This window comes from Rhodococcus sp. APC 3903 (assembly GCF_030407755.1).
GTDB lineage: Bacteria > Actinomycetota > Actinomycetes > Mycobacteriales > Mycobacteriaceae > Rhodococcus_F > Rhodococcus_F erythropolis.
Map to the genome: position 1 here is coordinate 35,350 of NZ_JASDCV010000014.1, position 21,025 is coordinate 56,374.

Genomic DNA, 21,025 nt, shown 5'->3' on the forward strand with positions numbered 1-21,025 from the left:
AGTTGGACTCGATGAAATCGTTCACGACCATCAGAACCAGATCTGCCATCGCGCTCGTCACCTTGATCACCGTCCTTCCCGTGTGCGTCGCTTCTGCTGAGCCCGCCACTGCCCCGGGCTCGATCCACGAGAACCCGGGTGTCGCTTCCAACGCTGCAAGCCGCGCCGAATGCGGCCCGGGCTCGATGCCCGAGACCGGGTTGCAGGGTGATGTTCCGGCCGAGGACCGAAACAGCGGACGCAGCCGAGACGGGTACAGCTGCAACATGTCTCAGATCGGCGGTTACTCGGGTCGCGGCGGCGGGATCACGTCCACCAACTTCGAACACTGCTCGTACATCGGCAGCTTCTTCCCCGGGAACCTCCTGGGCCCCGCGCAGGGCGTGCAAGTTCTCGACGTGTCGGATCCTGCCAATCCTGCTCTCACCGCCACGCTGACCGAACCTGCGATGCTGGCCGGAACGTGGGAGAGTCTCAAGGTCAACACCGCGCGAAAGCTGCTGGTGGGCACGGGCGTTCCGCTCTTGACCGGCGTCGGCCTGATGTCGGTCTACGACATCTCCGATTGCGCGCACCCGAAACTGCTCAACCCCGGACCAGGAACCGATCTGGGGATGCTGCTGCCGATCACCAATCACGAGGGTGGATTTTCACCGGACGGGAACACCTACTGGTCTTCCGGCACCGCTCCCGGTGTGGTGAGCGCCGTCGATCTCACCGATCCCGCCAACCCGCGTGTCGTCTGGCAGGACCTCATCGGGTTGTCGACCCACGGCTTCGGAATCACTCCAGACGGAAATCGCATGTACTTGTCGAACAATCTCGGCGGAATACATGTTCTCGACATCAGTGAGGTTCAGCGCCGCGTCCCGAATCCTCGGGTGCGCCAACTGTCCCAGCTCTCGTGGACCGACGGTTGGGCCACCCAACACAGCATTCCGGTCACCTACGACGGTTCGCCGTACCTGTTCACCGTCGACGAAGGTGGTTCCGGCGGAGTGAAATTGATCGACGTCTCCAATGACGACGAACCGGCGGTCGTCAATTCGGTGAAGCTCGAGATCAATCTGCCGGAGAATCAAGATGCTGCGCTGGCGTCTGCTGCCGGCGGATCGCTGTTCGCGTACGAATCTCACTACTGTTCGGCCGATCGCCCGGTCGACCCGACGGCGCTGGCATGCGGATGGATCTCGAGCGGGATTCGGGTCTTCGATGTTCGAGATCCCTTCGACGTCCACGAAATTGCGTACTTCAACCCACCCGCTCGGACCGGCGACAATGTCGAACTCGCCAACTCGCCGCACGCTCTCGCCTCGCTCATCGGGGTACCCATTCTCAGCACGCCGGCAATCGCGCAGTCGATCGCGCAGGGCCAGTTCGACCCCGGCCAAGCGCTGAGTTCGCGATCGGGCATGCTCGCTCTCGGCGACATCTCGACCGATTGGTGCTTCTCCCCACCCGAATGGCGCGGTACCACGTTGTGGGCGACGTGCGCCGACAACGGCTTTGTTGCCATGCAACTCGAAAACGGTGTCTACACACCACCCGCTGACCAGAAGACGACCGTGGGATCATGACGGCGCCGCGATCGGTCAAAGCCGTCGCACTCGTGGCTGCGGCACTGATGCTGCTCGTACTCGGCGCAGCATTACGTCCGCTGTTCGCACCCGAGAACCACACGCAGACAGCTGTTCTGAGCGAAACCGAAATCGGATTCGTGCATGACATGGCGGCCCACCATCAACAGGCCCTCTTCATTCTCGCGCGTCTGAGTCCCGATGTGGACCCGGCGGTTACGCGACTGGCCCAGCAGATCGACGATGTTCAGAGAACGGAAATCGGTGTCATGCTCGGCTGGCTGAGGTTGGCCGGTGTCCCACCGAACAGTAGAACGCCGATGGCGTGGATGGAGGCGTCACCGAGCGGCGCTGGCGACTCTCATCATCACCCGGCAACGCTGGACACCGAGGCCGCCTCCATGCCGGGTATGGCTACGACCGAAGAACTCGAGAAACTGAGTAGCGCTCGCGGGTTCGACGCCGAGGTTGTGTTCCTGCAACTGATGGAACGCCACCACCGTGGCGGGATCGCTATGGCGCAGGCCGCCGATGCTCTGCTCGAGCGCGGACCGGTGAAACAGTCGGCCCGCGACATGATCAATTCCCAGAGTCAGGAATCCGGGCTGATGACACTGATGCTCGGACAACGTGGGGCGCAACCACTGCACTGAACCGCATCTGCACTGACTAGCATGGGTGTCGACCTGTGAACTACAGAAGGAATCGACACTTCAATGACCCTGCTCGTTCGCGGAATCGAATGGTCGAACCCGACAGCACCGCGGATCCGATGCGTCGACGACACCACTTCCGCTACGACCTTCTACACTCACGACTCGGTTCTGCGATTCTCCGTCGACGAGAAGAAGGGCCGCCGCTGCCTCGGCTGGCGAGATCTCACCGCAGAAGGTCGAGGACACTCGCCGTGTGACCGCGGGGCCACGGTCGTTACCGGGCGCCAGTGCGATCGGTGCCGAAATCGTGAGGGATTCACCACCGTTCATCAGGCACATGTCAGCGGTGCGCACATTCATCCGAACGTGCGCACCTATCTCACGCAACCACAATGGCTCTACATCGACATCTTCGCCGGCGGTCAGATGAAGGTGGGGACGGCAGCCGAGTTCCGCAAGCATCCGCGAGTCGCCGAACAGGGAGCGGTCTGCGCATTGTTCGTAGCGCGGTCGACGGACGGTTACAGCATTCGTTCCCTCGAAGCCCGAGTTTCGGAGCACTTCCGCTTGAGTCAGGCCATACGTACGTCTCGGAAGATCGAAGCGCTGACAGGACCCTTGGATCGCGAGAAACTGCGAAAGTCGTTGCACCACTTCGTATCCTCGATCAAAGACGAGCTGAATGACATCGGATCGGACATCGACGGAATCGAGATCCTGGAGGCTCCCGAAGAATGGACGGCGCCGGCGTGCGCCGACGTTGTCTTCGATGCGGCACCGTTGATCGCGTATCCGCACACTTTCGAGTCCGGGGAACATTCCTTGTACTTCGAGGGCCTTGCCGGTTCGATCGCCTCGCTGCGGATCGACCCCGATCCTGAATCGCCACGCTTCGTCGCGGATGTGTCCGGACTGGTCGGTCGAACCATCACCGTCGGCGAGTTCGAGTCCCCTGGCGTGGCGATTCAGGAATCGTTGTTCTGAAAGTAGGTCAGCAACTTCCCGCGGTCGCTGCGGCGAATCCGCGAGTGACCTCAGCCTGCTCGTCGGCAGACAAGCTCGACCACTCGGGATAAGCCTGGATGGAGGTCAGCATGTCGTTTGCCAATGATTCACGCGTCATGCCCATTTCCTCGCCCGACTCGTCAATTGCCGGCTGGTATGCGTCGAGGTACCGGAGAACGTCGGAGCACGCCTGCGCGTAGGTCCGTGGCAGTGCCGAACTCACATTCGGGTCCGACGGGACCTCAGCCGGGACGCTCGAGTCGACCGACGGTGCCTCGGTAGTCGATTCCGACGATGTCGCCGGAGCCTCGGATGACGTCGTCGGTGACGCAGTGGTGGTCGCCGAAACGGAGGAAGTGAGTGTTCCGACCTCGGTCGGCTTGTCTCCGTCAGAACCGCAGGCAACCAGCGCCACCAGCGAGCAGGCACCGATGAACCCGGTGATCGTTTTCTTCATCCTTCAAGGATGCCAGAGGGCGTCTGGCGCTCGAACGGACCGGCATCGTCGACCGGCGAGAATCGTCCGGGCAGCCTGTCGAATCCGACTGCCTCGTCGGCCCGCCTACAGGATTGGACCATATGCCCCGTCTGCGAACCCATGCTACGGTGACTTAACTGCAAAGTAACTATGGGTGGGATTGTCCGGTCTGCCGCGTTCATCCGGAACGCTCTGATCGGAAATAGTTCGTCTTTAAGGGGCTGGAACGAGTGGGACTTTTTCGTCGACGAGGCTCCCGGGAGGAAGACGACGATCGCGGGCAAAACCTCGATCGCAGCGACCCCGGGTATGCCGCCTGGTTCGCGAACGTCTCCGACGCGGGCGGTCAGCCGGTTCCGTACAAGCGGCCGCTTACCGCGCCGGTGTATCCGCAACTTCAGACGCCGGTGCCGGACTTCGAGACGGATACGAGATGGCCGCTCAGCGCACCCCCCGGGGACGGCTGGCTGCCCGCAGACCGCATCGACGAATTCGAGTCGTCGAATGGCCGCTCATCTGCACCGAACGGAACGAGCCCACAAATCTCACAAGCTGAACAGTTGCCGCCCAGCCCACTCCCGACACCGCAACCAACGATTCCACCTCGAAATGTACCGATGACTTCATCACCGAAGCATCACCTGGAGTCGCCCCGCGCGACTCTGCCCTACCAAGGAGAAGCAATGAGCAACATCGACAAGATCCTCGGCGAACTGATGCGCATCGACGGTGCCAGCGGTGCAGCCGTCGTCGACGCCGACAGCGGGATGGTTCTCGGTATGAGCGGCAACCCGTCATTCAGCCTCGAGTACGCCGGCGCCGGCAACTCCGAGGTTGTGCGAGCAAAGCTCCGCACGATGAGTAACTTGGGGATTACCGACACTCTCGAAGACATTCTGATCACCCTGAGTAACCAGTACCACCTCATTCGCGTCCTCGAGACGCCCGGACTGTCAACGCTGTTCGTGTACCTGGTTTTGGACCGCGCGCGTGCGAATCTGGCACTGGCCCGCCACAAGCTGGGCGAACAGACACCCAAGATCGAGATCTGACGCTTCCACTCCCTTCCCGACAATGCCCGGTCCTCGCCAACGGCGAGGACCGGGCATTGTTCGTTCCGCACCGTCGATTGGTGAACGTCGCGCCGGCACCGATACTGGGACAGTGACTATCGCGGATACTCCTTGCGTGTGGTTGACCACCCTTCGAAGCGACGGCTCGCCGCACACGACTCCGGTCTGGTTCTTACTGCGTCAGAACACATTCTGGATACCGAGCGCCGAGCAGAATCGGAAGGTTCGGAACCTGCTGGACGATCCTCGGGTCTCGTTGGCAGTCGACGGATCCTCTCACGACCCGTGGGTCGCACAGGGGTTCGGGACAATTCATCACAACGTCGGCGAGTTCGGCGATCTCCTGAAACTTTTCGGCGAGAAGTACGACGGCTGGGATGCCGCAGACGAAACTCGTGAAGGTCCGCGAGTTCTCGTGTCGGTTCCGGTGACGCGATGGCTACTTCGACCGGACTGACAGACAGTGCCGGTTCAGCCCGAAATGTCGTGAATGACATACTTGTAGTTCATCTCTCGCAGAAATGGACTCTCACACATGGCACGCACGGCACATCACAGGCGCGGCATCACCGGCGTCACCATCGGCATTGCTGCCGTGATCGTGCTGGGAGGTTGCGCCAGTTCCAACGCCGACGCACCCGAAACATCTTCTCTCGGTTCGGGAATCGGATCCGGCGTCACGACGACGGTTACGGCCGGAACTTCGGCTCCCTCGTCCGCCGCAATTGAACTGCTGGCACAGATCCCCATCAAGGGACGCGCACCCAAGACCGGATACGACCGTGCACTGTTCGGTACCGCCTGGACCGACGACGTCACCGTCGAGTTCGGCCACAACGGCTGCGATACCCGAAACGACATCCTGCGGCGTGACCTCACCGACCTGACATTCAAAGACGGCTCCAAAAGCTGCTCGGTCCAAACCGGTACGCTCCGTGACCCGTACACGAACAAGACCATCGCCTTCACCCGCGGCCAGGACACGTCTTCTGCAGTCCAGATCGACCATGTTGTCGCACTCTCGGACGCCTGGCAGAAGGGCGCGCAGCAGCTCGACACGCAAACGCGAACCAATCTGGCCAACGACCCTCGAAACCTACGCGCTGTCGACGGGCCCACCAACCAGAAGAAGTCGGATTCCGACGCGGCGTCGTGGCTGCCACCCAACAAGGCATACCGCTGCCAGTACGTGACTGCTCAAGTGGAAGTAAAAGCGGCATACGGTTTGTGGGTTACCCAAGCCGAACACGACACCATCGCAGACATTCTCGCGACCTGCTGAACTCTTGCGGTGATCAGCGACATTTGATCCGAGGACTCTGATCAGCGACATTTGATCAGAGGACTCTGATCAGCGACCTTTGATCAGATACCGCACAATCGCCATTCCGAGCGCGAGGCCCAACACGGTGGCCAGCGCTGCAACCAGACCGTGGCCGGTCAGTGCGACGAACACACCGGTTATGACTGCGACGACGGCAATGATCCCCGCGTCCACTCTGCTTTGACCACGTTCAGGCATGGCACTCTCTCGTGCTGTCAGGTCCGTCCGCTCCCCTCGTAGCGGACGGACCCAGCGGCAATCTGTCGAAATGCGCGAACTCTGGTGGCCTCACCGGGCTGACTTTGCGGGCGGTCCTGCGAGGCCGGCACGTCCCCCGGAGCCAACTCACATCGGTTCACGAAGTCCGTACCTTCGCAGAATATACCGATTGGTAGGTAATTACTGAGGGCTAAAGTCCCTGGTCATGGACTCATGCGACGAGTGGTCGAAAACTCGAGACGAACGAGCGCATCCGCGAGCCGAGCGTTCAATCGAGATGGCAGAGGGCCGTGGTCACCTCCAGAGGTCCATCTCGACATAGAGTGGAGACGTCTAGGACCCGAAAAGCGATCCGAGATCCAACGATCCGACTGACGACACTCTCTTCCAATCAGCGCAATACGCGGTGGTGAAGCGAGAATCCGTCAAGAGAATGGTGACTGTCGCCGGTTCGAGGGTGCTTTCGAACTCGAGGACATTCAATTCACCGTCGCCGTCGACTTTTGCCCGACCGTATATGCACGGCATATCAGCTGATACGGGTCCAGACGTCGTGTAGGTTCCCGGCAACACCTCCCACGGCACGTCGAACAGCCCATGACCGGGAATCGTTCCCGGCGCTGCTGAGGCCGCAGACGTCGCGATCATTGCCACACCGACAGCTACTGCTGCAGCGGACGCGAGCAAACTAACCTTGCGCATTTTCCCTACCTTGTTCATACCTGAACCGCAGCGGCGAGTTCGAAGGCTTGTTGATGTAAGAACCCGCGGTTCGCGCAGTTCTTCAACTAACGGTAGTAAAAGGGCACGAGTTTTGGTGAGCTACCTTTTGTGGTTCTGGCCCGATTTCCGTGACGGAGACTCCCATTGAGAAAAATAGGGAACGCCGGCGTTGCGGCTCTCGGCATGATTCGAACCTGTCATTCCAGTATTCGATCACACAACCGTATTCGAGCCGAAACGTCGACGCTCCCCTGCCGTTTGGGTGACTCAGCCTCCGAGTGAGCCCGTCGGCAGCTTCGAGAAGATGTCCCCGAGGCTTCCGGTTCCACCAGGAGTTTCCGGTTCCGTCGGATCCACCGGCTCGACGACGATGACGCCGGGCACGGTGACGGTCACGGTCTTGTCTGCAGATTCCGAAGAACTGAACTTCTTGGTACCCAAGAACTTTGCGGTGATACGATGCTCGCCCTGGTCGCGGAACGGCCAGACCAGTTCTGCATGGCCATTGGAATCGACTGTGGCGCTACCGATCTTCGTCTCGCCGTCGAAGAACTCGACCGTGCCCTCACCCGGGTTCGGGTCGATACTCGCCGCAATCTTGACGTCTTCGCCCGTCAGTGCCTCCAGTGCGACAGCGACCGTCGTCTCGGTCTGGTTGGTCGCGAATACCTCGGTAGTCGAGAGGGCGCTGCGTCCCTCGCCCGAAGCAACACAATACCCAGCGGCATTGACCCACCGGGACTCACCGAAACTCATGCTCGTGTCTTTGATCTTGATACTCGGGCTCGTCGCCCCGGCGCGCAGGTGCGTCGTCGCGTTTCCCTCGTCGGACCGAGCTTCGAGTTTCAATTCGACTGCCGGCAAACGAAAGTCCGTGTTGGCCTTGACTTGCAGCCCTTCCTTGGGCTTGTTGTCGCTGGCGCTCGGACCGTCGTTGACTGTCTTGTTGCCGGTGCCGGTAATTCGCAGGTACTCACCCGCCGGGTTCGCGTTTCCGTCTGCGCCCACCCGGAGCAGCACCGCAGTCTCGCCGGTCAAGTTGGACGACGAATCACCGACGAGGGAGTACGAAACCAGGGTTGCCCCTTGCGGTAGTGCGATGTCGTACTTGATACGACCGGTGTCCGAATCCGAACTACGCATGGTGCCCGGATGCAGTTTCACTGTGAACTGTTCGCCCGGACGCACGGACGTGGGCGCCGTGACCTCCAGGTTGTCGGAGAACGACGAATCCCAATCGGTGGCGCCGTCGACCCGGCACTTGTGTTCGAAGGAAACTGTTCGCGTCACGGTATCGGAAGCCGCTGCTACCGGAGCGGACACAGCGAGGAGTCCGGCCGCAACAGCTGGTACGACTGCGCAAACAGCCAGAGAACGGGAGTTCATATGTTGCCTTTCAAAAAGACTCGGTCATCGAGTGTTCGGTGAAGTAGGACCGTGATCACTTGCCACCGAGCGAACCTGTGGGCAGCTGCGGCAGAACGGACTCGAGGCTGCCGAGACCACCCGGAGTGCCCGGATCGGTCGGGTCGGGATCGACCGGGCCTGTTGAATCCCCGGTCACCGTGAGCATGTGTGCCGCCGACGTGTACTTCGCCTCGTCGCCGGTAGCTGTGAAGACTGCAGTCACGGACCTGGTACCCGCCTTACCGAAGGTCAGATCCAGGCGGGCAATACCGCGAACCACCGGCCGCGGGTCACCGACGGGCTTGCCGTCGACCATGAACTGTACTGTTCCCGTTGCGTTTTCCGGATCGACGCGAGAAGCAAAAGACACCTTGGTACCGGTAGCGGCCGTCGTCGGTCCTTCGAGCGTCGTCACGATGTCTGCTCCAGGCTCGGGATCAACAGGTCCGAGGTCTCCGTCGATTTTCGTGGATGCCAATGCGCCGGCACCGGCGTTGAGGGGACCAGTCTCACCGTCGCGAGGAGAACAGGATGTGGGCGCCCAGATGGTTCCCGCGAGCCAGTGACTTACCTGAGGGAGGAAGGTCAAAAACGACTCCGGCCCGCCGAAAGTACCTGCAGCACCCGAAGTCCGGACATTGGTTTCGACTGCGCCGGACGGCCCGGCCTTTACAGTGATTCTGATCTTCGGAAAGACGATGTCGGTCTCGGCTCCGGACTGAGCATTGATCGCAAGCCCGCCGTGCGCACCCGACGACGATGACGGACTGTTGCCGATCGCTTCGTTTGCTCCGGACAACCGGAGTATCGGACCGTCCGCTGCGGGAGTGCCGTCTTCGTTGACACGAATCACCGAAGCAGGTTTCCCGGCAATAACATTGCCCGGATCGGTGACCGCCGCAGAAACGAACTCCGCGTTGGTCGGAATCGGCAGATCGATCTTCAGACGCGAGATCTTCTTGACACTTGCGCCGCTCACATCGTTCGGGATCTGGACGCTACCCGGATCCACGTCGATGTCGAAGACTTGACCTGGCGCCACGACCGAAGGAGCCGAAACTCGCACCGTAGCAGGCTTTCCGTCTGACGAAGGACCGGAGAACGCACTCGGAACTGCGCGGCACGTGACCTGAAACGTTGTCGACGTGGTTTCTGCAACGGGCGCCGCGGTCGCCGGAATCACGGCCACAGCGGTTCCACCGGCAAGGAGGCCGGTAAGGAGCGCAGCATTCAGTAGGCGTTTTGACATGATGTCCTCTCGGAACAACCTGATTGACGTTTGCCGCCGAACTGTAACGGAGCCAGCGCCCGAGTTGACCCGTTTTCAATAAACAAAAACCACACAGTAGGTAAATACTTGGTAAGGGTTACTGGTCGTCACATCTGACCGCCACCGCGAGCCTTGCCCCTCTCGACCAATCTCGCGATTTGAGATTCACTGCAGGGAAACATAATTCGACAGAATCAGCGCCGTAGTGAGAACTCCGTCCATACTCTACCCTTACGGGAGGGTAGAGTATGAGAACCTCGTCAGGACGGAATCTCATGGCAGTAACCATCGCTTCATCCACCAACGACAATTCGGTTCGGGCCGCGCTCCGGTCACCTCGCCGTCTCAAAACGGAAGTTTTGGCCGGACTGGTCGTCGCGTTAGCACTGATTCCCGAGGCGATCTCGTTCTCGATCATCGCCGGCGTCGATCCGCGGGTAGGACTGTTCGCGTCGTTCACGATGGCAGTGACCATCGCCGTCGTCGGCGGACGACCCGCAATGATCTCCGCAGCTACCGGCGCCGTCGCACTGGTCGTCGCTCCACTGACGCGCGAGTACGGAATCGACTACCTGATTGCGACAGTCCTTCTGGCCGGCCTGCTCCAGATCGTGTTGAGCCTCCTCGGCGTCGCCAAGCTGATGCGCTTCATCCCGCGCAGCGTCATGGTGGGATTCGTCAATGCACTGGCCATCTTGATCTTCATTGCCCAACTCCCCCACCTGATCGATGTTCCGTGGCTCGTCTACCCACTTCTGGCCGTCGCCCTCCTGATACTCGTATTCCTGCCGAAACTGACCAGCGCGGTCCCGGCTCCACTGGTGGCGATCGTGTTACTGACCAGCGCCACAGTCGTTTTCGCGTTCAACGTCCCCAATGTCGGCGACGAAGGCGAGCTTCCGTCGAGCCTGCCGACGCTACTGTTCCCCGACGTCCCTCTGGACATGCACACACTGTCGATCATTGCTCCGTATGCATTGGCCATGGCGCTCGTCGGCCTCCTCGAATCGTTGATGACGGCCAAGCTCGTCGACGACGTCACGGATACTCACTCGAACAAGACCCGAGAAGGGTGGGGCCAAGGCGTCGCGAACATCGTCACCGGCTTCTTCGGAGGCATGGGAGGGTGCGCGATGATCGGCCAGACCATGATCAACGTCAAGGTCTCCGGCGCTCGCACTCGAATCTCGACTTTCCTGGCGGGCGTGTTCTTGCTGATACTCGTGGTCGGCCTCGGCGATGTCGTGGCGTTGATTCCCATGGCCGCATTGGTAGCGGTCATGATCATGGTCTCGGTCGGCACTTTCGACTGGCACAGCATCAATCCGAAGACCCTGCGCCGCATGCCGATCGGCGAGACAGTGGTCATGCTGGTCACCGTGGCGGTCACCGTCGCGACCCACAATCTTGCCTACGGCGTGATCGTCGGAGTGATCACCGCGATGGTCATCTTCGCCCGCCGCGTCGCGCATCTCACCGAAGTGATCGACGTCGCGCATCCGGACGAGGACACCCGTGTCTATGCGGTTCGAGGCGAGCTGTTCTTCGCATCCAGCAACGATCTGATCTACCAGTTCGACTATGTCGACGACCCGAAGAACATTGTCATCGATCTGTCCGAGTCTCATGTCTGGGACGCGTCGACCGTGGCGACACTGGACGCGATCACCACCAAGTACGCGGCCAGAGGCAAGAATGTCGAGATCGTGGGGCTCGACGACGCATCGGCCGAGCGCCATCTGCGCCTGTCCGGACGCCTGGGTAACGGTCACTGAGAGTATGGAAGCCCAGCGCGACGAAAGTAGGAGTGATGTCTGAGCCGGAACATGCGGTCCAGGGACAGAACATGCAGATCGGGCAGGTTGCCGAACGCACCGAACTGTCGATCAAGACGATCCGTCATTACGACGAGGTCGGTCTGGTCACTCCATCGGAGCGGACCGCCGGAGGATTCCGCTTGTACACCGAGGCGGACGTCCAACGGCTACTGGTAATCCGACGAATGAAGCCGCTCGGATTCAGTCTCGAAGAAATGAAACAACTCCTCAATTCCCTGGCAGTGCTCGGCGACGAAGCTTCCGACGCGTCAACGCGAACCGCTGCAACCGAATTCGTCACCGATTGCCACACCCGGGCGGAAGAAAGCTGCACACACTTACGTAAGCAACTCGCCTACGCCGAAGAGCTGACGGGATTGCTCGCCGACCACAGTCTGAACGGTGAACGGCATTCGTGATCTGCAAGCTGAACTAAGCTGGGTTGATGGCCCGATACTTCGACGTTCACCCGGAAAACCCGCAGCCGCGCGCGATCAGCCAGATCGTCGAAATGCTGCGCAACGACGCGGTCATCGCCTACCCCACCGACTCCTGCTACGCCCTGGGTGCCCGAATGGACAATCACTCGGGCACCGATCGGATCCGCGAGATCCGTCACCTGCGGTCGGATCACCACTTCACGCTGGTCTGTGCCGACTTCGCGCAGCTCGGGCACTTCGTCCACGTCACCAACTCGGCGTTCCGGGCGGTCAAAGCGGCTACGCCTGGGCAGTACACGTTCATCCTTCCCGCCACGAAGGAAGTTCCGCGTCGACTGGCACACGCCAAGAAGAAGACCGTCGGAGTGCGTATCCCCAGCCACCCGGTAGTGCGGGCGCTCTTGCAAGAGTTGGGTGAACCGATCCTCTCCAGCACCCTTCTCCTGCCCGGCGCCGAGGAGCCGATGACGGACGGCTGGCAGATCAAGGAAGAACTCGACCACCAACTCGACGCCGTCATCGACTCGGGTGACTGCGGCACCGAGCCCACCACGGTGGTCGACTATTCGTCCGGTGCCCCCGAGATCGTGCGCGTCGGCGCGGGAGATCCTTCCCGTTTCGAATGATCCCCCCGCCCGTGCCACATCACGGATGGCAACGTGTCACGGCGTCACGATGTCGAACCACAGATCGAAGTCCTCCAGCAGCGAGATGAACGTCTCCAGTTCAGACTGATCTCCCACAGCTTTTGCCGTTCCGGCCTTGATGGATTCGGTGAGCGAAGTCGTTCCCAGATACACCTCGTTGAACACGGCACGGGTCAAGGTCAGAGTCAGCGCCGCCGAAGCATCTGCCTTGTCCGTGTCGTAATTCAGCACGCCGTTGCGCACTGTGACCAGGACGTTGTCCGCAGTGTCCGACAACACGAATCGCAACGACAGGTCGACGTCGGCAGCTTTGGGACCGTCGAGGCGAACTGCCCAGAAGTCCAGCATCTGCTCGAGAGGCATCACGGCGACAACGGCCGGGCCGGTGGGGTTGTTGGACGGCATCGGTGCCAGCGGATGCCGCAATTCCATCGCTCCGACCAGGTAGAAGTTGCGCCACGTACCGTTCTCGGCTTGGTAGCCGAGTTGTTCGTACGTGTCCGCCAACAACTCTCGCGCTTTCTGGTTACTCGGATCGGCGAACACCAGATGGTTCACCAGCTCCGCTGCCCAGCGATAGTCGCCGTCGTCGAACGCCTGCTTGCCCTTGGTCAGAAGCGCATCGGGTCCGCCGACGGCTTCGACATAGCGCTTGCCGTTCTCCACCGGCGGATGAGGATTGAGGTGAGCGGGAACGCCGTCGAACCAACCGAGATAGAAGGTGTAGATCGCTTTGACGTTGTGACTGAGCGAGCCGTAGTACCCGCGGTTGTACCACTGCTTTCCGATGGCGTCGGGTACCTCGATCTGGTCGGCAATCTCTACCGGTGTCAGTCCCTTGTTGGCAAGACGCAACGTCTGATCGTGCAGATACTTGTACAGGTCTGCCTGATCCGACATCAGCTTCAAGATCTTGTCGTTGCCCCACGTGGGCCAATGATGCTGCGCGAAAATGATTTCGACGTCGGGGAAAAGTTCCATCGCCAGACGAACGTAGTGCGACCAGGCCTTGGCGTCGCGAGTTTTGGCGCCGCGCAACGTGTACAGGTTGTGCATTGTGTGCGTGACGTCCTCCGCTGACCCGAGCGCCTTGAAATCGGGTAGATAGAACAACATTTCGGACGGCGCTTCGGTGCCCGGCGCGAGCATGAACGTCACTCGCACGCCGTCGATGACTTCTTCGTGTACCGGTTCGGTGATGACGTCGGTCGGCACCGCGAACGTCGACGTGCCGTGCGACGTGGACAGTCCGAGACCACCGGAAACCTGCCCCTGCGGGCCTGGACGCAGGAATGATCCGTACATGTACATTCCGCGACGCGTCATCGCTGTGCCGGCGAGCACGTTCTCGGAGATCGCTTCCTCCGTGAAACTGTCTGGTGCATAGACTTTTACGGCACCGGACTCGATCTCTTCGTCGGTGACAAATCCTTTGACTCCGCCGAAGTGATCGCCGTGGGAGTGTGTGAAGATGATCGCCTTGACCGGGACCTTGGGGCGGTGCTGGTAGTACAACTCCAGCGCAAGAGCGGCTGTTTCCGCGGACATCAGGGTGTCACCGATGATCAACCCGGTATCGCCCTCGATGATAGTCGTGTTCGACAAGTCCTGGCCGATCACCTGGTAGAGGCGATCGGCAAGCTTGAAGAGCCCGCCGCCTTTTCCCATCAAAGTGGCTTGGCGCCAGAGACTCGGGTTGACGGTGTCCGGCGCTTCGCCGTCGGCGAACCCGTAGGCGTCGTAGGAGAAGATGAACTGTCCTTTGTCACCCTTGACCAACCCGCCGTCGATGAGCGGCGCTACCAGACCTCGAGAAATCAGTTCGAAGTCGAATGTGTCATCGAACGGAAGATCACGGAGGACCTGGGCATTCGCAAGGCGAGTCGCTTCGGTAGCGGGCTTGGGGTCGAGTTCGGATGGTGTAGTCATCTTCTCTTACGCTCCTCGGAACTCGCGGTGTCCTGTGTCTGGATACCGGTTCATCCTCGATCGCCACGTAGTCCTCGCGCATCACCCGGAAGGGATGATCACGTGGTTCGTCCAGCGTTCAACAGCGCAGCAACGAACTCACGCACCAACGTCCGCTCGTCGTTCTCGTCCGCCCCCGGCACCATGAGCAGTGAGAGGATCACTCGCACGATCCAGCGTGCTCGTGACGCTGTGCCTGCTCCGATTTCACCGAGCATCGCGACGCCCAGTCCGTTGATGACGTCGGATGAATTGGCAAGTTCACCTGCAAGACTCGCATCACCCGGAGTGAACCATGCAGCCAACGTCGGAGTGCTGCGCACCGCGGAGACTGCGGTGAGCATCGCCGTTTCTAGACGCTCGCTCGGATCATCGATGGTCGCTACCGATTCCGCGATCGCAGTTCCCAGCTTGCGCGCTTCGCGGTGAACGAATGCAATGTGAAGGGCCTGCCGATTCTCGAAGTACCGATACAGGGTGGCCCGGGAACATCCTGCAGCAGAGGCTATCTCCGCCATACCGACGGCGTTGACACCTTTCTCGACGAACAGTTGCGCCGCACTGTCGAGGATCTTCTCGGCTGCCGCCAAGGCGCGCCCCTCACCGAGCCAGTCGTTGCTCACGGCCGGGTCACCGACATCGGCGCTGTGAGTGGACGGCGCACGTAGTTGCCCGGCGCGTATTGCATCGCTTCGACGTCGATATGGAAATCTGGAATCCGGGAGAGCAACTCTTCCAACGCAACTCGAGCCTGCATCCGAGCCGCCGACGCCCCCAGACAGTGGTGGGCGCCATGACTGAAGGTGAGAATCTTCTGCGGTCGACGCAAGACGTCCAACTCCGCCGCGTCGGGTCCGTACTTTTCGGGATCACGATTGGCCGCACCGTACATCAGCAGAACCTTACGTCCTGCCGGAATCACTTTGCCACCCAAGGCCACATCCCGAGTCGTGGTGCGTGCCAGTCCTTGGACCGGTGAGGTGAGTCGAAGCAACTCGTCGACCGCGTCGGTGATCAATGCGGGATCGTCCAGCAGGATCTGACGCTGGTCGAGGCGTTCGGTCAACATCGCAACCGAACCACCCAGCATTCCTGTTGTGGTGTCGTTTCCACCGGCCACCATGGTGAAGGCGAAGCCCAGAATCGACAGCAGGCCGGACATGTCGCCGTCTTCACCGAGTCCAGCGGCGAGTAGGTGCGAAATCGTGTCGTCACCCGGTTCGACCTTGCGGCGTTCGATCAGCGAAGCGAAGTACATCATCAACTCACCGGTGGCGGCCTGCGCCGTCGTCGCTGCCGCGGCCACACCACCTGCCGAATTGGCAGCGACAATGGCCTCGGTCCAGCCGTCGAACTGGTCACGGTCCGATTCCGGCACACCCAGATAGTGTGCGACAACCATCGACGGCAACGGCTTGAATAGCTCGACGACGATATCGCCACTGCCACGCGCTTTCAACGCTTCGATACGCTCGACGACGAATTCGCGGACCATCGGCTCGACCGCCGAGACCTGACGCGGAGTGAATCCCTTCGACACCATGCGCCGGAACTCCGACTGCACGGGCGGATCCTGCATGACGAACGGCGGATTGTCCTGCATCCCGATCTGTTCGAGTTCACCGTAGACAGTGGTCAATCCCTTTGCCGACGAATACGTCTCGTAGTCGCGAGCGGCGTTGTAGACGTCTTCGTGACGGGTGAGCACCCAGTAGTCGTCCTGCGGCGCAGCTTCCGGCACAACGTTGTGCACCGGGTCGTTCTCTCGCAATGCGTCGTACATGGCCCAGGGCGAACGCCAGGACTCCCCGGTGGAAGGAACAAACCGTGGCGAATGTGACACAGAGGTTGTCATGACTCGACTATGAGACAAATTGATAGATGTGTCAACCTATCTCCATGTTCAATATCGAGTAACTCGCTTCCACGCAGAGCACTATCGTGTGTCGGGTGATCACGGACCCGATGAAGCAACCGACTAGCTCTGACACCGGACGCCGCGCCGTGGTTGCGGTCCTGCTCCCCCGCGAACATCTCCCCTTCATCAGGGACTGGTGCCTCCACCACATCGAGCAGGGCTGGGAGGTTGTTCTCTACGACAACACCGGTTCCGTCGGGTCCACCCGCAAGACAAGCGCATTCAGTCTCAACCGTTGGCACGGCCGCAGCGAGGACAAGAGAGGCAACTCTTACGGCGCCTTCACCCGATCGATGTCGGACAGTGAAGTTCAGGTCGCATTCCGCAAAGAACTGCACGACCTTCCGGTGACGATCGTCGACTGGCAACCGCGCGACGCGGACGGTCGGATCGTGCACGGACAGGTAGAGGCCTACGTCGATTACGTGAGCCGGTACCGCGACACCGTCGCGTGGGCAGCATTCATCGACGCCGACGAATACCTCGAACACGCACCAGGATTGGACTGGGAGGTTCTACTTGCCGGAGTTACTCAGGCGGATTCACACCGTGTTGTTCTCGACGCTCTGGTCTACGAATCCAGGTGGACGCGCGACGGGCAACTGCGAGACGTCGAGGAATTGAAATGCCTTGGGCTACAGAGCCACGGCTGCAAGAACATCGTGAGGCTGTCGGAGATTCTGCGAGCGGACGTCCACTGGGGATGGAAGACAAGCGAACCGGACAGCCTGGTGCGGCCCGACCGATCCCTCTTCTACTTCCGCCATTACCGCGGTTCGGAGGCGGCACTCGACTTCACTCCGCTGCCGAACTTCGGACCCCAAGTCCACGAAGAAGGTGTGGATGTTCCGGCGACAATCGACTTATCACAAAAATGAATGTGCCTGCAAGCCACAGGTATTCAGATGCAGATAAACCTCCGGCCCGCGTCCACGAAGGCAATGCCTTCAGGCCACGGGCCGGAGGATCAGCTCAGCGAAAAATCAGCTGAAGGACTGCAGGGCAACGCCCAGTCCGACGATTGCGCCGATGCCCGAGATCAGGCCAGCAACACCCGTGATAACCGGCTGGATCTGCTTGATCAATGCCAGGTCTGCGTCCGAAGAACCCATGTCTAACTCCTCATCATGGAATGTGTGTACGCGTTCCGCGCGTCCGGTGTGTAACGGCGCTCACAATATACGTAAGACGGCCGAAATTTGAAGCGGCACCACCGAGTGGGACGTAACTCACATCTCATCCAGCGGGAACCCACGAGTAACAATGCGCGATTCGGACAACGCTTCGGGAACCGTTGAATGACGAGCAGGAGAACAGCAGTGGGCAAGTTGGATGGAAAAGTGGCCCTGATCACTGGCGCAGGGCAAGGCGTCGGCCAGGGTGTTGCGTTTGCGCTTGCCAAGGAAGGTGCTTCCGTCGCGGTGGCGGGCCGCACTGAGTCGAAACTCGTCGTCACATGTAACGAGATCACCGAACGCGGAGGCCGTGCCGAACCGGTGCTCGTGGATATCGCCGACGCGGGTTCCATCACCGCTGCCGTGGCGCGAACCGTGGAACTGTTCGGCGGCGTCGACATCCTGATCAACAACGCCAGCCTCAACCCGCTCGGCAACGTCCTCGACCTCACTCCGGAGCGCCTTGCCGACGGATTGACTTCCGGTCCCGTCGCGACGCTGCGAACAATGCAAGCCTGCTACCCGTTCATGAAGGAACGCGGCGGCGGGGCGATCATCAACATGGTCAGTTCCGTGGCCGTCCGTTGGGACGCCGCCGGCTACGGCGGATACGCGGCTGTGAAGGAATCCGTCCGAGCCCTCAGTCGCGCAGCAGCGTGCGAATGGGGCGTCGACGGGATCCGAGTCAACGCGGTTGCTCCTCACGCATCCTCGCCCGGGCTACAGCGTTGGGCAGATGCGCGTCCGGAAGAGGCTGCCGCTTTTGTTGCCGGGATTCCGCTACGGAGGATCGGGGACTGCGAAACGGACATCGGCACCGCGGTGGCTTTCCTGGTCGGCCCGGATGCCGCGTATCTGACTGGAGCAACAATTCCGCTCGACGGTGGTCAGTCGCGCTGGGGCTGAGAGCTGGCGTCGTCGAAGGCAAGCACCGCCGACTTGGCTTCGGCGATCGGGCGGCGGAAAACGAAACCGACCAGAACGGATGCCAAAACCAGCGCGGCCAGAACAATGAGCCCGACCATCCACCACATGGTTTTCAGTATGCCCGAACCGACCTCCGCCGGACGCACACCACGGCCGTCGGAAAGCGATGACAATCGCGAAAAGTACTTGACACCAGTCAAATTCCGTTTTGCCCGTTTCCCGAGCTTCCCGATAATCCGTGATCGAGGACACAGTTTCGGATACCGAACCGGGACGAGAGCGTGACTGGAACCGCGCCTCGGTGCATCCTGTCAGGTATGGAATCCGCTGTTTCGGCCGAACTCGCCGACGGAAGCACCCTCACACACCCGTGGGGCGGGACAAGCAACATCACCGATCTCGGCGGTGATGTTCACTGGATCGACTTCGGCGGTCCCAGCGGAGCGCCGCCCATCGTGCTCGTTCACGGTCTGGGCGGCTCGCACCTGAACTGGGTGCGGGTGGCACCGACGCTGGCGGCGCGCACGCGTGTGTACGCACTGGACCTCGCCGGATTCGGACTCACCTCTGCCCGTGGGCGGCACACCGGCGTCGACGCCAACGCAGCACTCCTGAATCGCTTTCTCGAGACAGTAGTAGGTGAACCTGCCGTCCTGTTCGGCAATTCGATGGGGGGAATGGTCTCGGCAATCTCGACCCATGCCAATCCCGAATCAGTTGCCGGCCTGGTGCTGGTGGATCCGGCGCTCCCACTGCCCGTCCAACTTCCCGATCTGACCGTCGCCGCCCAATTCGCGCTCTACTCGATGCCGTACGTCGGTGAGCAGGTTCTCGGCTTCGGACGCCGGAAGATGTCCGACCGGCAGTTGGCCGCTCAGATGACCAGATTGTGTTTTGCCGATCCGACGCGAGCCGATCCCGCGGTCCTCGACGCGGGCGCTGCCTTGACTGCGATTCGTCGCGGCGAACCCACTCAGGATGCCGAGTTCCTGCAGGCAGCACGGTCACTGTTGATGACCCTCGCCCGTCCGGCCTCTTATCGAAAGACACTGCGAGAGATCGCGACTCCGACGCTCCTGATACACGGCGATCGCGATCGGCTTGTCCCGGTCGAGGCTGCCCGGGCAGCCGCCGCCGCACATCCACACTGGACCACCATCATTCTCGGCGATACCGGCCACACCCCTCAGTTGGAGATTCCGGACGAGTTTTCACGTCATGCGCTCGCGTGGCTCGATCGCACGGGGCTGATCACGAGCTGACAAGTACCGGCACTACACCCGCGGAACGGCCTCGCCGATCGAGCAAGTGCCCCATCAACTTCGGCGTATCAAGGACGATTCGGCGATCGACTACGTCGGCAGGTCCGGCCCACCGGTAAGCGCGAACGGTCAAATACTCCAAAGCTCTCGAGCCCTGGGAATGTGTCGGGGTACGCGCGTAGCGTGAGATTCGCGCCTTCCTCGGCCAAGCATTTGCGCGACCCGTACTTGTGTATCCGTTTCGGTAAAGGAGAGTTTCAGATGCCCGCACGCACAGCGCTCGACGGAACACCCTGTTGGATCGACCTCACCAGCTCCGATACCGAGGTCGCCAAATCCTTCTACACCAACGTGTTCGGTTGGCAGACTGACACAAACGACGACCCGCAGTACGGCGGCTACGCGATCTTCAGCAAAGACGGGCAGCCCATCGCCGGGCTCGGACCTCAGCAGGAGGGAAACCCGTACGGCAACGTCTGGACCACCTACATCTCCTCGACTGATGCGGCAACGTCGGCGTCCAAGGCCGAAGCCGCGGGCGGAATGATCATGATGCCGTCGATGCAGGTCGGTCCCCAGGGCAGCATGGCGATCGTGGGCGATCCTGCCGGTGCAGTCGTCGGTATCTGGCAGGCAGATCAGCACCACGGCTTCGGTCTGGTCGGCGAGGCCGGAGCCCCGGTGTGGCACGAGACTTTGTCCAAGAACTACGCCGCGGTCCTGCCGTTCTACACCGACGTGTTCGGCTGGACTTACGAGTCCATCGGCGACAGCGACGAGTTCCGGTACTCACAGGCCAAGCAGGGCGACACCGTCGTCGCCGGTTTGATGGATGCCAGCTCGTTCCTCCCGGCAGAGGTGCCGTCGTTCTGGCAGGTGTACTTCGGGGCGGACGACACCGACGCGGCCGTCGCCAAGGTCGTCGAATTCGGCGGCAGCGTCTTGCGCGATCCCGAGGACACGCCCTTCGGCCGTCTCGCGTCGGTGGCCGATCCACTCGGTGCCAAGTTCCAGATCTCCACGATCATGGAGTGAATCTCCGCGCAGAGGCCGCACCGGCCCGCGGTCTCTGCGCGCTGATCATCTGGAAAGTCCCGATTTGACCGCACGGATTTGAACACTCGCCCAGAAGGTATGCA

The 21,025-nt window shown here is 61.0% G+C and carries 22 protein-coding genes and 1 pseudogene; 13 read left to right on the forward strand and 10 right to left on the reverse strand.

What is annotated here, in order from left to right; all coding sequences use genetic code 11:
* The first annotated feature begins 11 nt into the window (after nucleotides 1-11).
* The 3 genes from QMA15_RS20205 (at nucleotide 12) to QMA15_RS20215 (ending at nucleotide 3,217) form a co-directional block, all read left to right on the forward strand.
* A complete protein-coding gene (locus tag QMA15_RS20205) occupies nucleotides 12-1,577 on the forward strand; it encodes a hypothetical protein (protein ID WP_029254612.1) in 1,566 nt (521 codons plus the stop codon).
* Nucleotides 1,574-2,230, forward strand: coding sequence for a DUF305 domain-containing protein (locus QMA15_RS20210; protein WP_020906457.1), 657 nt, complete (start codon nucleotides 1,574-1,576; stop codon nucleotides 2,228-2,230). Before QMA15_RS20205 ends, QMA15_RS20210 begins: the two co-directional genes overlap by 4 nt.
* 63 nt (nucleotides 2,231-2,293) lie before the next feature.
* The gene (locus QMA15_RS20215) at nucleotides 2,294-3,217 is read left to right on the forward strand and encodes a DUF2797 domain-containing protein (RefSeq protein WP_290286109.1); all 924 of its coding nucleotides are present in this window, start codon (nucleotides 2,294-2,296) and stop codon (nucleotides 3,215-3,217) included.
* Nucleotides 3,218-3,224: 7 nt separating this feature from the next.
* Here the strand turns inward: QMA15_RS20215 and QMA15_RS20220 are convergent, their stop codons facing one another.
* On the reverse strand, nucleotides 3,225-3,695 hold the full coding sequence (locus QMA15_RS20220; protein WP_020906455.1) for a hypothetical protein: 471 nt from the start codon (nucleotides 3,693-3,695) through the stop codon (nucleotides 3,225-3,227).
* 704 nt (nucleotides 3,696-4,399) lie between these two features.
* Between QMA15_RS20220 and QMA15_RS20225 the strand changes: the two genes are divergently transcribed.
* The 3 genes and pseudogenes from QMA15_RS20225 to QMA15_RS20235 all read left to right on the forward strand — a co-directional run.
* Nucleotides 4,400-4,768 (forward strand): hypothetical protein, encoded by a 369-nt coding sequence (locus QMA15_RS20225; protein ID WP_020906454.1) that lies wholly within the window; start codon nucleotides 4,400-4,402, stop codon nucleotides 4,766-4,768.
* Nucleotides 4,769-4,790: 22 nt separating this feature from the next.
* Nucleotides 4,791-5,246, forward strand: coding sequence for a pyridoxamine 5'-phosphate oxidase family protein (locus tag QMA15_RS20230; RefSeq protein ID WP_080909026.1), 456 nt, complete (start codon nucleotides 4,791-4,793; stop codon nucleotides 5,244-5,246).
* A 78-nt stretch (nucleotides 5,247-5,324) separates the two neighbouring features.
* Nucleotides 5,325-6,059 (forward strand): annotated as a pseudogene (locus QMA15_RS20235) (HNH endonuclease family protein); the annotation flags it as partial.
* Nucleotides 6,060-6,140: 81 nt separating this feature from the next.
* On the opposite strand, the gene QMA15_RS20240 reads toward QMA15_RS20235, so the two are convergent.
* The 4 genes from QMA15_RS20240 to QMA15_RS20255 all read right to left on the reverse strand — a co-directional run bounded on the left by QMA15_RS20240 (nucleotide 6,141) and on the right by QMA15_RS20255 (nucleotide 9,711).
* Nucleotides 6,141-6,311 (reverse strand): hypothetical protein, encoded by a 171-nt coding sequence (locus QMA15_RS20240; protein WP_020906453.1) that lies wholly within the window; start codon nucleotides 6,309-6,311, stop codon nucleotides 6,141-6,143.
* Between the two features lie 354 nt (nucleotides 6,312-6,665).
* Nucleotides 6,666-7,034 carry a hypothetical protein gene (locus QMA15_RS20245; protein ID WP_290286113.1) on the reverse strand — a complete coding sequence of 123 codons (369 nt, stop codon included), beginning with the start codon at nucleotides 7,032-7,034 and terminating at the stop codon, nucleotides 6,666-6,668.
* A 288-nt stretch (nucleotides 7,035-7,322) separates the two neighbouring features.
* A complete protein-coding gene (locus tag QMA15_RS20250) occupies nucleotides 7,323-8,441 on the reverse strand; it encodes an Ig-like domain-containing protein (RefSeq protein WP_182262506.1) in 1,119 nt (372 codons plus the stop codon).
* Between the two features lie 55 nt (nucleotides 8,442-8,496).
* On the reverse strand, nucleotides 8,497-9,711 hold the full coding sequence (locus QMA15_RS20255; RefSeq protein WP_290286116.1) for an Ig-like domain-containing protein: 1,215 nt from the start codon (nucleotides 9,709-9,711) through the stop codon (nucleotides 8,497-8,499).
* Nucleotides 9,712-10,007: 296 nt separating this feature from the next.
* Here QMA15_RS20255 and QMA15_RS20260 point away from each other — a divergent pair, with 296 nt between their 5' ends.
* Genes QMA15_RS20260 through QMA15_RS20270 form a run of 3 tightly spaced genes read left to right on the forward strand, consistent with a single transcriptional unit; the run spans nucleotide 10,008 to nucleotide 12,615 of the window.
* Nucleotides 10,008-11,507, forward strand: a complete 1,500-nt coding sequence (locus QMA15_RS20260; protein WP_290286118.1) for a SulP family inorganic anion transporter — start codon at nucleotides 10,008-10,010, stop codon at nucleotides 11,505-11,507.
* A 35-nt stretch (nucleotides 11,508-11,542) separates the two neighbouring features.
* Nucleotides 11,543-11,968, forward strand: a complete 426-nt coding sequence (locus QMA15_RS20265; RefSeq protein WP_020906449.1) for a MerR family transcriptional regulator — start codon at nucleotides 11,543-11,545, stop codon at nucleotides 11,966-11,968.
* Between the two features lie 26 nt (nucleotides 11,969-11,994).
* Nucleotides 11,995-12,615 (forward strand): L-threonylcarbamoyladenylate synthase, encoded by a 621-nt coding sequence (locus QMA15_RS20270; protein ID WP_019747165.1) that lies wholly within the window; start codon nucleotides 11,995-11,997, stop codon nucleotides 12,613-12,615.
* A gap of 36 nt (nucleotides 12,616-12,651) precedes the next feature.
* Here QMA15_RS20270 and QMA15_RS20275 read toward each other — a convergent pair whose 3' ends face one another.
* The 3 genes from QMA15_RS20275 to QMA15_RS20285 form a co-directional block, all read right to left on the reverse strand.
* Complete coding sequence (locus tag QMA15_RS20275) at nucleotides 12,652-14,565, reverse strand: alkyl sulfatase dimerization domain-containing protein (RefSeq protein ID WP_029254603.1); 1,914 nt, start codon at nucleotides 14,563-14,565, stop codon at nucleotides 12,652-12,654.
* Between the two features lie 98 nt (nucleotides 14,566-14,663).
* Nucleotides 14,664-15,227 carry a TetR/AcrR family transcriptional regulator gene (locus QMA15_RS20280; protein ID WP_279163155.1) on the reverse strand — a complete coding sequence of 188 codons (564 nt, stop codon included), beginning with the start codon at nucleotides 15,225-15,227 and terminating at the stop codon, nucleotides 14,664-14,666.
* A complete protein-coding gene (locus tag QMA15_RS20285) occupies nucleotides 15,224-16,459 on the reverse strand; it encodes a cytochrome P450 (protein WP_279163154.1) in 1,236 nt (411 codons plus the stop codon). The genes QMA15_RS20280 and QMA15_RS20285 overlap by 4 nt, the downstream gene beginning before the upstream one ends.
* A 110-nt stretch (nucleotides 16,460-16,569) precedes the next feature.
* On the opposite strand from QMA15_RS20285, the gene QMA15_RS20290 reads away from it, so the two are divergent.
* Entirely contained in the window at nucleotides 16,570-17,400 is an 831-nt protein-coding gene (locus tag QMA15_RS20290; protein ID WP_279163153.1) for a glycosyltransferase family 92 protein, read from the forward strand.
* Between the two features lie 105 nt (nucleotides 17,401-17,505).
* Here QMA15_RS20290 and QMA15_RS20295 read toward each other — a convergent pair whose 3' ends face one another.
* On the reverse strand, nucleotides 17,506-17,634 hold the full coding sequence (locus QMA15_RS20295; RefSeq protein ID WP_007734598.1) for a hypothetical protein: 129 nt from the start codon (nucleotides 17,632-17,634) through the stop codon (nucleotides 17,506-17,508).
* A 207-nt stretch (nucleotides 17,635-17,841) separates the two neighbouring features.
* Here QMA15_RS20295 and QMA15_RS20300 point away from each other — a divergent pair, with 207 nt between their 5' ends.
* Entirely contained in the window at nucleotides 17,842-18,603 is a 762-nt protein-coding gene (locus tag QMA15_RS20300) for an SDR family oxidoreductase (RefSeq protein ID WP_020723638.1), read from the forward strand.
* Here QMA15_RS20300 and QMA15_RS20305 read toward each other — a convergent pair.
* On the reverse strand, nucleotides 18,585-18,797 hold the full coding sequence (locus tag QMA15_RS20305) for a hypothetical protein (RefSeq protein ID WP_228118235.1): 213 nt from the start codon (nucleotides 18,795-18,797) through the stop codon (nucleotides 18,585-18,587). The genes QMA15_RS20300 and QMA15_RS20305 overlap by 19 nt on opposite strands.
* 144 nt (nucleotides 18,798-18,941) lie before the next feature.
* Between QMA15_RS20305 and QMA15_RS20310 the strand changes: the two genes are divergently transcribed.
* Nucleotides 18,942-19,886, forward strand: coding sequence for an alpha/beta hydrolase (locus QMA15_RS20310; protein ID WP_020906444.1), 945 nt, complete (start codon nucleotides 18,942-18,944; stop codon nucleotides 19,884-19,886).
* 261 nt (nucleotides 19,887-20,147) lie between these two features.
* Nucleotides 20,148-20,921, forward strand: coding sequence for a VOC family protein (locus tag QMA15_RS20315; protein ID WP_019747156.1), 774 nt, complete (start codon nucleotides 20,148-20,150; stop codon nucleotides 20,919-20,921).
* Nucleotides 20,922-21,025: the final 104 nt, after the last annotated feature.

Bases quoted from the DNA above. Each gene is read 5' to 3' on its own strand.
- QMA15_RS20205 (WP_029254612.1), top strand. From the start codon at position 12: ATGAAATCGTTCACGACCATCAGAACCAGATCTGCCATCGCGCTCGTC.
- QMA15_RS20210 (WP_020906457.1), top strand. From the start codon at position 1,574: ATGACGGCGCCGCGATCGGTCAAAGCCGTCGCACTCGTGGCTGCGGCA.
- QMA15_RS20215 (WP_290286109.1), top strand. From the start codon at position 2,294: ATGACCCTGCTCGTTCGCGGAATCGAATGGTCGAACCCGACAGCACCG.
- QMA15_RS20220 (WP_020906455.1), bottom strand. From the start codon at position 3,695: ATGAAGAAAACGATCACCGGGTTCATCGGTGCCTGCTCGCTGGTGGCG.
- QMA15_RS20225 (WP_020906454.1), top strand. From the start codon at position 4,400: ATGAGCAACATCGACAAGATCCTCGGCGAACTGATGCGCATCGACGGT.
- QMA15_RS20230 (WP_080909026.1), top strand. From the start codon at position 4,791: ATGCCCGGTCCTCGCCAACGGCGAGGACCGGGCATTGTTCGTTCCGCA.
- QMA15_RS20240 (WP_020906453.1), bottom strand. From the start codon at position 6,311: ATGCCTGAACGTGGTCAAAGCAGAGTGGACGCGGGGATCATTGCCGTC.
- QMA15_RS20245 (WP_290286113.1), bottom strand. From the start codon at position 7,034: ATGCGCAAGGTTAGTTTGCTCGCGTCCGCTGCAGCAGTAGCTGTCGGT.
- QMA15_RS20250 (WP_182262506.1), bottom strand. From the start codon at position 8,441: ATGAACTCCCGTTCTCTGGCTGTTTGCGCAGTCGTACCAGCTGTTGCG.
- QMA15_RS20255 (WP_290286116.1), bottom strand. From the start codon at position 9,711: ATGTCAAAACGCCTACTGAATGCTGCGCTCCTTACCGGCCTCCTTGCC.
- QMA15_RS20260 (WP_290286118.1), top strand. From the start codon at position 10,008: ATGGCAGTAACCATCGCTTCATCCACCAACGACAATTCGGTTCGGGCC.
- QMA15_RS20265 (WP_020906449.1), top strand. From the start codon at position 11,543: ATGTCTGAGCCGGAACATGCGGTCCAGGGACAGAACATGCAGATCGGG.
- QMA15_RS20270 (WP_019747165.1), top strand. From the start codon at position 11,995: ATGGCCCGATACTTCGACGTTCACCCGGAAAACCCGCAGCCGCGCGCG.
- QMA15_RS20275 (WP_029254603.1), bottom strand. From the start codon at position 14,565: ATGACTACACCATCCGAACTCGACCCCAAGCCCGCTACCGAAGCGACT.
- QMA15_RS20285 (WP_279163154.1), bottom strand. From the start codon at position 16,459: ATGACAACCTCTGTGTCACATTCGCCACGGTTTGTTCCTTCCACCGGG.
- QMA15_RS20290 (WP_279163153.1), top strand. From the start codon at position 16,570: ATGAAGCAACCGACTAGCTCTGACACCGGACGCCGCGCCGTGGTTGCG.
- QMA15_RS20295 (WP_007734598.1), bottom strand. From the start codon at position 17,634: ATGGGTTCTTCGGACGCAGACCTGGCATTGATCAAGCAGATCCAGCCG.
- QMA15_RS20310 (WP_020906444.1), top strand. From the start codon at position 18,942: ATGGAATCCGCTGTTTCGGCCGAACTCGCCGACGGAAGCACCCTCACA.
- QMA15_RS20315 (WP_019747156.1), top strand. From the start codon at position 20,148: ATGCCCGCACGCACAGCGCTCGACGGAACACCCTGTTGGATCGACCTC.